Origin of the sequence: Gordonia oryzae (genome assembly GCF_003797185.1) — a bacterium.
GTDB classification, from domain to species: Bacteria; Actinomycetota; Actinomycetes; order Mycobacteriales; family Mycobacteriaceae; genus Gordonia; species Gordonia oryzae.
Map to the genome: position 1 here is coordinate 113,014 of NZ_RKMH01000009.1, position 12,516 is coordinate 125,529.

Here is a 12,516-nt window from a genome sequence, read left to right on the forward strand (position 1 = left end):
CAACGGCGCTGACCTCCGGGGACGCCATCGTCAGATCGTCGGAAGAGCCAGGTCAGCCCATGGTGTCGGCACTTCCGGTGGCACACGTTGACGGTGCCGCGTCCGCACAGACGTATATGGGTCAATCGGTGCGCAATGTCGCGCGCGAAGTGAGGCAGATTATGAAGCATGCTCCTGGTCCGACAGGGCTGTACGACCCCATCCACGAGCACGACGCCTGCGGTGTCGCCTTCGTCGTCGACATGCACGGTCGACGCAGCCGGGACATCGTGGACAAGGCCATCACCGCGCTGATCAACCTCGAGCACCGCGGAGCCGCGGGTGCTGAACCGAACACCGGTGACGGTGCGGGCATCATGATCCAGATCCCCGACCGCTTCCTGCGCGAGGTCGTCGACTTCGAGCTGCCCGCCGAGGGCGACTATGCCACCGGTATCGCCTTCTTGCCGCAGGGTGCCAAGGACGCCGCCGAGGCTTGCGAATCGGTCGAGGAGATCGTCGAGGCCGAGGGGCTGAGGATGCTCGGCTGGCGCGAGGTTCCGGTCAACGAGAACGGTCTCGGTGCACTCGCCCGTGACGCGATGCCGACCTTCCGTCAGGTGTTCATCGCGCTGCCCGAAGGCACCCCCGATCCCGACGGCATGGCGATCGAACGCCGGGCATTCGTGGTGCGTAAGCGTGTCCAGAACGAGCTGGGCACCAAGGGTGCGGGCGCCGATGGCCCGGGCCGCGAAACCGTGTACTTCCCGAGCCTGTCCGGTAAGACCTTTGTCTACAAGGGCATGCTGACCACCCCGCAGCTGCGCGAGTTCTATCTGGACCTGCAGGACTCGCGGGTCGAGAGCGCGCTGGGCCTGGTGCACTCGCGCTTCTCCACCAACACCTTCCCGTCGTGGCCGCTGGCGCATCCGTTCCGGCGCGTTGCCCATAACGGTGAGATCAACACGGTCACCGGTAACGAGAACTGGATGCGGGCGCGTGAGGCGCTTATCGACACCGAGTTGTTCGGCGACGACGTCTCGCAGAAGATCTTCCCGGTGTGCACGCCTGGTGCCTCGGATACTGCGCGCTTCGACGAGGTGCTCGAGATGTTGCACCTTGGTGGTCGTAGCCTGCCGCACGCGGTGCTGATGATGATCCCTGAGGCATGGGAGCGTCATGAGTCGATGAAGCCCGCGCACAAGGCGTTCTACTCCTACCACGCCACGTTGATGGAGCCGTGGGACGGACCGGCCTCGGTGTGCTTCACCGACGGCACCGTCGTCGGCGCAGTCCTCGACCGGAATGGATTGCGCCCCAGCCGGATCTGGGTCACCAAGGACGGGCTGGTGGTGATGGCCTCGGAGGTCGGAGTCCTCGACATCGACCACGCCGACGTGGTGGCGAAGCTGCGTCTGCAGCCCGGTCGGATGTTCCTGGTGGACACCGCCGCCGGCCGCATCGTCGACGACGAGGAGATCAAGGACGAACTGGCCGCCGAGCACCCGTACCAGGAGTGGCTCGATGCCGGCCTGGTGCACATCGACAACGTCAAGTCGTTGCCGCACCAGCACATGTCGCATCACCGGGTTGCCTTGCGGCAGTTGACTTTCGGCTATACCTCCGAGGAGTTAGATCTGCTGGTGGCGCCGATGGCGCGCACCGGTGCCGAGGCGATCGGCTCGATGGGCACCGACACCCCGATCGCGGTGCTCTCGGCCCGCCCGCGGATGCTGTTCGACTACTTCCAGCAGATGTTCGCCCAGGTCACCAACCCGCCGCTGGACGCGATCCGCGAGGAGATCGTTACCGCGATCGGCGGGACCATCGGCTCCGAGGCCGATCTGCTGCACCCGGGCCCACAGTCGTGCCGGCAGATCGTGCTGCCCACACCGGTCCTCGACAACGACCACCTCGCCAAGCTCGTCCGGATCAACGACGACCCGAACCTGCCGGACTTCCGCAGCGCCCACATCCACGGCCTGTACCCGGTCGCCGAGGGCGGTGCGGGTCTGCGTGCGGCCCTCGACGAGGTTCGCGCCAAGGTCAGCGCGGCGATCGCCGACGGGGTGAACCTGATCATTCTGAGCGACCGCGAATCCGACGAGACGCTGGCCCCGATCCCGTCGCTGCTGCTGACCGCGGCCGTGCATCACCACCTGGTGCGCGAGCGCAAGCGCACCCGCGTCGGACTGATCATCGAGTCCGGTGACTGCCGTGAGGTCCACCACGTCGCCACCCTCGTGGGGTTCGGCGCGGCGGCAGTCAATCCGTACATGGCCTTCGAGTCGATTGAGGACATGGTGGAGCGGGGCGCGTTGGGCGACATCGACTTCGAGACCGCCCGCGCCAACTACATCAAGGCCGCGAGCAAGGGCGTGCTCAAGGTGATGAGCAAGATGGGCATCTCCACTCTGGCGTCCTACACCGGCGCACAGCTGTTCCAGGTCATCGGCATCAATCAGGACACTGTCGACGAGTTCTTCACCGGGCTGCGCAGCCAGCTCGGTGGAATCGGTCTCGACGAGATCGCCACCGACGTCGCCGTCCGACATGCGTTGGCGTTCAACGACCGTCCCAGCGAGCGGGCGCACCGCGAACTGCCGGTCGGCGGCGAATACCAGTGGCGCCGCGAGGGCGAGTACCACCTGTTCAACCCGGACACCGTGTTCAAGCTCCAGCATTCGACGCGCACCGGCCAGTACAAGGTGTTCAAGGAATACACCAAGCTCGTCGACGACCAGTCGCGCAAGCTCGCGACGCTGCGCGGTCTGTTCGACTTCAACTTCGGTGACCGCGACCCGATCCCGATCGACAAGGTCGAACCGGCACGCGAGATCGTCAAGCGCTTCTCGACGGGGGCGATGAGCTTCGGCTCGATCTCGGCCGAGGCGCACGAGACCCTTGCGATCGCGATGAACCGCCTCGGTGGACGCTCGAATTCCGGTGAGGGTGGCGAAGATCCGCGTCGCTTCCACCACGACGACAACGGCGACTGGCGCCGCAGCGCGATCAAGCAGGTCGCATCGGGCCGCTTCGGCGTGCACTCGCACTACCTGAGCAACTGCACCGACATCCAGATCAAGATGGCGCAGGGCGCAAAGCCCGGCGAAGGTGGCCAGTTGCCGCCGCACAAGGTGTATCCGTGGGTCGCCGAGGTGCGTGGCTCCACCCCCGGTGTCGGCCTGATCTCGCCGCCGCCACACCACGACATCTACTCGATCGAGGACCTGGCCCAGCTGATCCACGACCTGAAGAACGCGAACCCGCAGGCGCGCATCCACGTCAAGCTCGTCAGCGAGATCGGCGTGGGCACCGTCGCCGCGGGTGTGTCCAAGGCACACGCCGACGTCGTGCTCATCTCCGGACACGACGGCGGTACCGGCGCCTCGCCGCTCACCTCGCTCAAGCATGCAGGTGCGCCGTGGGAGATCGGTCTGGCTGAGACCCAGCAGACATTGCTGCTCAACGGTCTTCGCGATCGCATCTCGGTACAGGTCGACGGTCAGCTCAAGACCGGACGCGACGTGGTGGTCGCCGCACTGCTCGGTGCCGAGGAGTTCGGGTTTGCCACCGCCCCATTGGTGGTGTCGGGGTGCATCATGATGCGCGTGTGCCATCTCGACACCTGCCCGGTGGGCGTGGCCACCCAGAACCCGTTGCTGCGTGAGCGTTTCACCGGCAAGCCGGAATTCGTGGAGAACTTCTTCCTGTTCATCGCCGAGGAGGTCCGCGAGCTGCTGGCCCGTCTGGGCTTCCGCACCTTGCAGGAGGCGGTCGGCCACGTCGAGGCCCTCGACACCGAAAAGGCACTGTCGCATTGGGGTTCGGCCAAGGCCGGCAAGCTCGACCTGTCCTCGGTGCTGGCCGAGACCGAGTCGCCGTTCATGAACCAGGACCTGTACTGCACCGGTGTGCAGGATCACGGTCTCGACAAGGCTCTCGATCAGCAGCTGATCGCGCAGAGCCGGGAGGCGATTGATCACGGCACCCGGGTGAGCTTCTCGTCGAAGATCGCCAACGTGAACCGCACCGTCGGCACGATGCTCGGCCACGAGGTCACCAAGGCATATGGTGCGCAGGGGCTTCCGGACGGGACGATCATGATCGACTTCGCCGGCTCGGCGGGCAACAGCTTCGGTGCGTTCGTGCCCAAGGGCATCACGCTACGCCTCGAGGGGGATGCCAACGACTTCGTCGGCAAGGGACTCTCGGGCGGCCGTATCGTGGTGCGTCCGGCGCGCAACGCCCCGGACGGGTTCGTCGCCGAGGAGAACATCATCGCCGGCAACGTCATCGGCTTCGGTGCGACGGCGGGCAAGATCTTCTTGCGTGGCGTGGTCGGCGAGCGGTTCTGCGTGCGTAACTCGGGTGCCACCGCGGTCGTCGAAGGCGTGGGGGATCACGGTTGCGAGTACATGACGGGCGGTCGTGTGGTGGTCCTCGGCGACACCGGGCGCAACTTCGCGGCGGGCATGTCCGGCGGCATCGCCTATGTGCACGACCCGCAGCAGCGTTTCGCTGACAAACTCAACACCGAACTCGTCGAACTCGAACCACTCGACGACGAGGATCTCGAGTTTCTCGCGGGCATCATCACCGAGCACCGTGACGAAACCGAATCACCGGTCGCCGCGGCACTGCTCGAGCAGTGGGACACCACCCAGTCGCAGTTCACCAAGGTGATGCCACGCGACTTCAAGCGTGTGCTGGCAGCCGTCGCGGATGCCGAGCGAGATGGACGAGACGTGAACGAAGCGATCATGGAGGCCGCACGTGGCTGATCCCAGAGGATTTCTCAAGCACACCGAGCGGGAGTTGCCCGACCGTCGTCCGGTCGACCTGCGCCTGCTCGACTGGAAAGAGGTCTATACCGACTTCGGTAAGGACCAACTGACGACACAGGCCAGCCGGTGCATGGACTGCGGTATCCCCTTCTGCCACAACGGTTGTCCGCTGGGTAATCTCATTCCTGAGTGGAATGACCTGGTGTACAAGGATCGGTGGGACGACGGGATCGAACGTCTGCACGCCACCAACAACTTCCCGGAGTTCACCGGACGGCTGTGCCCGGCGCCGTGCGAGGCGTCGTGCGTGCTCGGCATCAATCAGCCGCCGGTCACCATCAAGCAGGTGGAGGTCGAGCTGATCGACAACGCCTGGGACAGTGGATTGGTCACCCCGGTCCTGCCGACCGAGCGCACCGGAAAGAACATCGCCATCGTCGGTTCCGGGCCCGCGGGACTGGCCGCCGCGCAGCAGCTGACCCGCGCCGGCCACACCGTCTATGTCTACGAGCGGGCCGACCGCATCGGTGGCCTGCTGCGCTACGGCATCCCTGAATTCAAGATGGAGAAGCGCCACATCGACCGCCGTCTCGAGCAGATGAAGGCCGAGGGCACGGTGTTCCGTACCGGAGTCAACGTCGGGGTCGACATCACCGTTACGCAGCTGCGAGAGGACTTCGACGCCGTCATCCTGGCGATGGGCTCGACCATCGGTCGCGATCTGCCGATCGAGGGCCGCGAACTCGATGGCATCCACCAGGCGATGGAGTTCCTGCCACAGGCCAACCGCGTACAGCTTGGCGACACCGTCGAGGGCCAGATCACCGCGAAGGGCAAGAAGGTCGTCATCATCGGCGGCGGCGACACCGGCGCCGACTGCCTCGGTACCTCACTGCGCCAGGGCGCGGAGATCGTGCACCAGTTCGAGATCATGCCGCGTCCGCCGAAGGAGCGCGCAGAGTCCACCCCGTGGCCGACCTACCCGCTGATGTACCGCGTCTCCTCGGCCCACGAAGAGGGCGGTGAGCGGGTGTTCTCGGTCAACACCGAGATGTTCGTCGGTGAGAACGGCAAGGTCACCGGCCTCAAGGCGCACGAAGTGGTTATGCGTGACGGCCGCTTCGAGAAGGTCGCGAACAGCGACTTCGAGCTCGACTGCGATCTGGTACTGCTCGCGATGGGCTTTGTGGGACCCGAACGCACCGACCTGCTCGACAAGCTCGGCGTCGAATACGACCAGCGCGGAAACATCAAGCGGGATGACGAGTTCCGGGCTGTCGGCCAGGAGAACGTCTTCGTCGCCGGTGACGCCGGCCGTGGTCAGTCACTGATCGTATGGGCCATCGCCGAGGGGCGTTCGGCCGCGGCGGCCGTCGATGAGTACTTGGCCGGTCGCACCGATCTGCCTGCTCCGATCCACCCCACGCAGGTCGCCCAGCGCTGAGACGTAGCGGTCACGACGACCGGTGGTCAGCGACCCCCGCACGGGCTGCCGGTCACCGGTCGAGTCGTTGCGGAGGCCGGTCACCGGGCATCGATCAGTTCGACCGGCGCTCGAGAGCCTTGGTCATCTCCTTTGGCACAGAGTCGGCGAGGCGGTTGAAGATGACCCCGAAGATCGGTTCGGCGATGGCGCCGAACCGGTGGAAATCGACGGTCGCCGCATAAGTGATCGAGGTGCGGCCGTTCCCGGCGTCGGTGAACGAGAGGTCGTCGGTCGTCGTGGCGGTCTTGTTGGAACCGGTGAACACGATGTGGTCGGGGTCGTCGCGGGTGAGTTCGTAGGTGAGTTCGGTAGAGATGCCGTACAGCTTGGACTTGTTGTGCCAGCGGGTCCCGAGACCGATGGGGCCCCGGGTGTTTTGTGTGCATTCGACGGTTCCCGGATCCCATTCGGCGGCGTTGGCGAAGTCGCGGAGATAGGTGACGACCTCGTCGCGGGGACGGTCGACGGTGAAGGTGCGCGAGACGTTGACCACAGCGTGGCTCCTTTTTCCGATAAGCGGTGTCGTTCACCGGTATTTCGTCGCCGAGCGGTGCGCGGACGACCGCCGCACCGGTCCTGACCCGCTTTCGGATAGTGGTCGGTGGTCGCGGGGCCGCGACACCCAGGTTGCCTACGTCCGCTACGACGCGACCGCATTCTCCTGGGAGCAGGCGATCTACGGCAAGTCCAAGGCGCAGGCGGCCTCGAACATATCCGCCCTCGCGGTCACCATGTTGCGGCGCTGCCCGGCCACCACGATCGTGCTGACCGGGCGCCGACGCCGCAGGCGGCTTCGCCTCCGAGGTCGGCGTGGGCACTGAGCGGGTGCGTCCACAGCAGGTCGCCGGGGTGGTGCTCCTGGCCGATCCGCGCCGTTCGTGAAAGGACCCGCTGGTGGTGGGACCTCCGCTGACCGGCCAGGGCAGTGGCGGACCGCAAATCGGCGGCATGGGATGGCTGACACCGGTCAACCGGCAGATCTGCGTGCCGAGCGACCGGTTCTGCAACACCCCGCGCGAGTACTACACCCGCGCGAGTACTACACCCGCGCGAGTACTACACCCGCGCGAGTGCTACGGCACGCTCGACTACTACCTCACGCGCGACTTTCGGCTACCTCGCCGAGACGAGTGATCCGACGCCGAGGCAGGACGGGCGTGCCAGGCGAAGGCGGCGGCGATCGTCGACGAGATGCTCACCCAGGGTGGCCCCGGTCGGGTCGTGCGGGAGCTGAGCAACGCTCGGGCGCGAGAACAGATCATCGAGTTGGACAAGTTCATTCCGTCGGAATCGGACGGCGGCTCCGTGATATTCCCGGTCATGCCGACAGTGATGGCCGTGGCAGTCGGCGCACCACTGCCTCGCCGGGTTGGTGTGATCTTCGTCATGCTGGGATGGTCCGCAGGTCACCGAGTCGTGCGTCGCTACCAGGGCGGTAACGAAGTCCGTGTCATCATCGACATACACGGGTGTGGTTGCGAGTGGGAAATTCGCAGCTACAGTAAGTCGAAGTCAGTATCCGTTGTATTGATTCAGGGAAGCGTTGAGTCATGAAGTTGGCTGAGACACTCCACGGAACCCGTCGACCCGCCCGGCTCGCGGTGTTGTCCGTCCGACGCGCCCGCCGGCAGGCACGGATGTTCCCGGCCGAAGCCGAACGACTGATCACCGCTGCTGAACTCCGGCGGCTTCACGGCTGACCCGACTCCGCGGCTGAGCCGGAGCGGACTGCCGTCGTTGCGCTGGATCGGTGGGGCTCACCCCGCCGAGACACGCGCGGACTGCCCGCCCAAGGCGACGACGTCGCCGATGACGAGCTGACGACCGCGTCTTGTCTCCACGTCGCCGTTGACGCAGACCAATCCGTCGGCGATGACCTCCTTGGCCTCCGCGCCGGAGTCGATGAGGCTGGCCAGTTTCAGGAACTGGCCGAGTCGGATGACCTGATCACTGATCGCGACGTCGAACACATCGCCATCCTGGCAGACGGTAGGCGTTCCCGGCGAGCCGAACCGCGCACTAAGGTTGATTGTCATGGTGGTCGAGACCGGAGTGCAGCAGGCCCCCGACGGCGAGAAGCAGCACGCGGCGGCGCCGCCGGATCGGACAGCGGCCGAACGTCGTTCGGCGGACTTGCTCGACCAGATCCGGCAACCCCGAGGGTTCGGGCCCAACGCGCCGCGGATCGCCGGCACCGTGGTGGGTGTCATGGCGGCGATCGCGTTGGCCTCGAGCGTCTTTCCGTTCTTCCGTCACTGGATTCACGTTCCTCGTGATTACGTCGACGACTACATCGTCGCGATGCCGGAGACGAGCTTCGCGTGGGCTTATGTGCTGGCGTTGGTGGCGATCGCACTCGCGGCCCGCAAACGCATCGCTTGGTGGATCTGCGTCATCCTGCTGGTGCTGTTCATGCTCACCAACGCACTGCTGCTGATCCCGGCGATCGGCTCCGATCTGGGCATGACCCGCGCCGAGCGGATCAACACCGGGATCGGGCTGGCGATCCAGGTCACCATCCTCGTGTTCCTGGTTTTCACGTTCCGGCAGTTCTACACGCGGGTCCGCCGCGCTGCGTTGCTCCGAGCGCTCAGTGTGCTGATCACCGGGCTGGTGGTCGCCACCATGCTGGGCTGGGGTCTGGTGGTGCTGGTACCCGGCAGCCTCGAGTCGGGCGAGCGTCTGCCGTATGCGTTCAATCGCGTCGTCGCCTTCGCGACGATCGATCAGCGCACCTTCGACGGCCACCACACCCATCCGTGGATCAACGGGCTGCTGGGACTGTTCGGGGCTCTCGCCCTGATCGCCGCCGCGATCGTGTTGTTCCGGTCGCAGCGGCTCAAATCGCTGATGACCGCGGAGGACGAACGACTGATCCGCGCTCTCATCGACCGGTTCGGCGACGACGACTCGCTGGCCTACTTCTCCACCCGTCGCGACAAGGCCGTGGTGTTCTCGCTCGACGGTCGGGCGGCGATCACCTATCGCGTCGAACTCGGTGTCGGACTGGCCGGCGGTGATCCCATCGGCGACCCGGACTCGTGGTCCGGGGCGATCGCGGAGTTCCTGACGCGGTGCGAGCGGTACGGCTGGCATCCGGCGGCGATGGGCGCCGGTGAGCGTGGCGCCGCGGCATACGACGCGGCGGGATTCGGGACGCTCAACATTGGTGACGAGGCGATCATCCACACCCGCGACTTCACGTTGTCGGGACCGGCGATGAAGAGTGTGCGTCAGGCGGTCACCCGCAACCGGCGGTCCGGGGTCACCGTACGAATCCGGCGGCACGGCGAGTTGTCGGCCGCGCAGATGGCCGAGGCCGTCGCCCGCGCCGACGCGTGGCGCGACACCGACGAGGAACGCGGTTTCGCGATGGCGCTGTCGCGACTTGGCGACCCCACCGACGGCAATTGCCTGCTCGTCGAGGCGATCCAGAACGAGGGCACCGAGGACGAGAAGGTCATCGGCTTGTTGTCCTTCGTCCCGTGGGGTCGGCGTGGGGTCTCGCTCGACCTCATGCGCCGCGACCGCAACGGCGTCAACGGCGTGGTGGAGACGATGGTCGTCGAGCTGTGTCAGCGTGCCGAACAGGTCGGCGTCACCGACATCTCCCTGAATTTCGCGACGTTCCGCGCCTTCTTCGAGCATGGCGGGCAGATCGGTGCCGGACCGGTGATGCGGGCGAGCTATTCGGCGTTGATGTTCGGCTCCCGGTTCTTCCAGATGGAGTCGCTCTATCGCTCCAATGCGAAGTACCTGCCGGATTGGCAGCCGCGCTACCTGTGCTTCGAGGACGCCCGGATGCTCCCGCGTGCCGGGCTGGCGAGCGTCGTCACCGAGGGCTTTGTGCGGCTGCCGCGCTTCGGCCGCAAGGAACAGTACGAAGCCGGTGAGCCGTCGGTGCCGCCGGGAATCGACGTCGACGTGCTCCTCGCACAGTTTGCCGAGGAGGCCGATCAGCGGGCCGTCGCCGTGCATCGGCCCGAGCAGGTCCGGGTGCGGATGGCCAAGCTCGAACGGCTCGTCGCCGAGGGATTCGACCCCTATCCGCCGGCCGACGCGCCCACCCACACCATCGCCGCGGTTCGGGAACTACCGCAGGGCACCCAGGTCACCATCGCCGGCCGGATCACCCGGTTGCGCGACTTCGGCAAGGTGATCTTCGCCGATCTGCACGACTGGTCGGGGCAGGTGCAGTTGCTCATTGAGGATTCCCGGATCATCCCGGGCACACCGGATTTCGGCTCGGATGTGGATCTCGGTGATCTCGTCCAGGTGCGTGGGATGCTCGGCGAGAGCCGTAAGGGCGAGTTGTCGGTATTGATCGACGCGTGGCGGATCAACGGCAAATGCCTGCGTCCGCTGCCCGACAAGTGGGCCGGTCTGACCGACCCAGAAGCCCGTGTGCGCCAACGCTATCTGGATCTGGCGACCAACGCCCGCAGCCGGGACCTGCTGAAGACCCGCAGCGTCGTCGTCAAGGCGCTGCGCGACTTCCTCGCCGCCCGGGATTTCCTGGAGGTGGAGACGCCGATCCTGCAGCGAATCCACGGCGGCGCCAACGCCACCCCGTTCCAGACGCACATCAACGCCTACAACCTCGACCTCTATCTGCGTATCGCTCCCGAGCTGTACCTCAAGCGGCTCTGCGTCGGCGGGGCGGAGAGGGTCTACGAGATCGGGCGGAACTTCCGCAACGAGGGCGTCGACTTCAGCCACAACCCCGAGTTCACCAGCCTCGAAGCCTATGAGGCGCACAGTGATTACCTGAAGATGCTGGATCTGACCCGGGAGATGATCCAGTTCGCCGCGACCGCGGCGCACGGCGAGCCGGTGATCTACCGGACCGGTGACGACGGCACCGTCGAGCGCATCGACATATCCGGCGACTGGCCGGTAAAGACGGTGCACGAGGTGGTCTCCGAGGGTGCCGGTGAGGAGATCACGCCGGAGACAAGCGCCGAGGACCTGCGACGGATCTGTGATCGGCTGGAGATTGCTCACCGACCCGACTGGGATGCGGGGGCACTGGTGCTCGAACTGTACGAGCACCTCGGTGAGGATCGCACGACGTTCCCGACGTTCTACATCGACTTCCCGATGTCGACCTCGCCGCTCACCCGTGCCCACCGCAGCCGCGCCGGTGTCGCCGAGCGGTGGGATCTCGTGGCCTGGGGTGTCGAGCTCGGCACCGCCTACACCGAGCTCACCGATCCGGTCGAACAACGCAAACGGCTGACGGCGCAATCGATCCTGGCCGCCGACGGTGATCCGGAGGCTATGGAACTCGACGAGGACTTCCTCGAGGCACTCGAATACGCGATGCCGCCCACCGGCGGACTCGGCGTCGGCGTCGACCGCGTCGTCATGCTGATCACCGGTCAGTCGATCCGCGAATCGCTGCCGTTCCCATTGGTCAAGCCCGACGACGGATAGCCGGACGCCGACGGCGCTTGTTTCGACGCCGACAGCGCTCGAGGACGCGTCGCGAAGGCGCCGTCGACGTCGAGACGGGCGCTGTCGTCGAGGTGGAGGGCGCTGTCGGGAGGATCGAGGGCGCTGTCGTCGAGGTGGAGGGCGCTGTCGGGAGGATCGAGGGCGCCGTCGGCGTCGAGACGGGCGCTGTCGGCGGGGTGGAGGGCGCTGTCGGGAGGATCGAGGGCGCTGTCGGCGGGGTGGAGGGCGCTGTCGGCGGGGCAGGGTCTTTACCTGTTGGTTGTGGTAACACCTATGCTGGTCGTCATGAGTGGACTCACCTTCACCCCCACCGCCGACCTGGTCGACGAGATCGGTGCCGATGTCCGTAGCTGCGACGTCCAGTTCACCCAATACGGCGGCGTGCGCGAGTTCGTCGGCCGCGTGAGCACCGTGCGCTGCTTCCAGGACAACGCCCTACTCAAGTCGGTGCTCGGCGAATCCAACCCCGGTGGTGTCCTCGTCGTCGACGGCGACGCGTCGGTGCACACCGCACTGGTCGGCGACCTGATCGCCGAACTAGGCCGGTCCAACGGTTGGGTCGGCGTCGTCGTCAACGGCGCGATCCGCGACGCGGCAACGATCGGCGGCATGCAGATCGGTGTGAAGGCACTGGGTACCAATCCGCGCAAGTCCACCAAGACCGGTGCAGGTGAGCGCGACGTGCCCATCGACCTTGGCGGCATCACCTTCGTCCCCGGCGACATCCTCTACTCCGACGACGATGGCATCGTGCTCGTCGCCGCCGTCTGACCGGCACACCCATCTCCCGATCGCTGACGAGGAGCA

General features: G+C 66.1%; 7 protein-coding genes and 1 pseudogene. 6 read left to right on the forward strand and 2 right to left on the reverse strand.

All coding sequences use genetic code 11. The features are described from left to right. The first annotated feature begins 161 nt into the window (after window positions 1-161). Together gltB and EF294_RS13090 are read left to right on the forward strand one after the other, a co-directional pair. Window positions 162-4,763, forward strand: a complete 4,602-nt coding sequence (gene gltB, locus EF294_RS13085; protein WP_123930631.1) for a glutamate synthase large subunit — start codon at window positions 162-164, stop codon at window positions 4,761-4,763. Beyond that, window positions 4,756-6,210, forward strand: coding sequence for a glutamate synthase subunit beta (locus tag EF294_RS13090; RefSeq protein ID WP_123930634.1), 1,455 nt, complete (start codon window positions 4,756-4,758; stop codon window positions 6,208-6,210). Before gltB ends, EF294_RS13090 begins: the two co-directional genes overlap by 8 nt. Window positions 6,211-6,304: 94 nt before the next feature. Here the strand turns inward: EF294_RS13090 and EF294_RS13095 are convergent, their stop codons facing one another. Beyond that, on the reverse strand, window positions 6,305-6,745 hold the full coding sequence (locus EF294_RS13095) for an SRPBCC family protein (protein WP_123930637.1): 441 nt from the start codon (window positions 6,743-6,745) through the stop codon (window positions 6,305-6,307). Between the two features lie 118 nt (window positions 6,746-6,863). On the opposite strand from EF294_RS13095, the pseudogene EF294_RS13100 reads away from it, so the two are divergent. Together EF294_RS13100 and EF294_RS21465 are read left to right on the forward strand one after the other, a co-directional pair. Then, a pseudogene (locus tag EF294_RS13100) lies at window positions 6,864-7,630 on the forward strand (cutinase family protein); the annotation flags it as partial. A 172-nt stretch (window positions 7,631-7,802) separates the two neighbouring features. Then, window positions 7,803-7,952: a hypothetical protein gene (locus tag EF294_RS21465; RefSeq protein ID WP_185091068.1), complete on the forward strand. Its 150-nt coding sequence runs from the start codon at window positions 7,803-7,805 to the stop codon at window positions 7,950-7,952. A 57-nt stretch (window positions 7,953-8,009) separates the two neighbouring features. On the opposite strand, the gene EF294_RS13105 is transcribed toward EF294_RS21465, so the two are convergent. Beyond that, window positions 8,010-8,222, reverse strand: a complete 213-nt coding sequence (locus EF294_RS13105; RefSeq protein WP_123930917.1) for an RNA-binding S4 domain-containing protein — start codon at window positions 8,220-8,222, stop codon at window positions 8,010-8,012. Window positions 8,223-8,286: 64 nt separating this feature from the next. Between EF294_RS13105 and lysX the strand changes: the two genes are divergently transcribed. Both lysX and rraA read left to right on the forward strand, forming a co-directional pair. Next, the gene (lysX, locus tag EF294_RS13110; protein WP_123930640.1) at window positions 8,287-11,688 is read left to right on the forward strand and encodes a bifunctional lysylphosphatidylglycerol synthetase/lysine--tRNA ligase LysX; all 3,402 of its coding nucleotides are present in this window, start codon (window positions 8,287-8,289) and stop codon (window positions 11,686-11,688) included. A 294-nt stretch (window positions 11,689-11,982) separates the two neighbouring features. Continuing rightward, the gene (gene rraA, locus EF294_RS13115) at window positions 11,983-12,480 is read left to right on the forward strand and encodes a ribonuclease E activity regulator RraA (protein WP_123930643.1); all 498 of its coding nucleotides are present in this window, start codon (window positions 11,983-11,985) and stop codon (window positions 12,478-12,480) included. The last annotated feature ends 36 nt before the right edge of the window (window positions 12,481-12,516 follow it).

What these genes read in the sequence shown, in the direction of transcription:
- gltB (WP_123930631.1), top strand. Translation starts at nt 162, where the DNA reads ATGAAGCATGCTCCTGGTCCGACAGGGCTGTACGACCCCATCCACGAG.
- EF294_RS21465 (WP_185091068.1), top strand. Translation starts at nt 7,803, where the DNA reads ATGAAGTTGGCTGAGACACTCCACGGAACCCGTCGACCCGCCCGGCTC.
- lysX (WP_123930640.1), top strand. Translation starts at nt 8,287, where the DNA reads ATGGTGGTCGAGACCGGAGTGCAGCAGGCCCCCGACGGCGAGAAGCAG.
- rraA (WP_123930643.1), top strand. Translation starts at nt 11,983, where the DNA reads ATGCTGGTCGTCATGAGTGGACTCACCTTCACCCCCACCGCCGACCTG.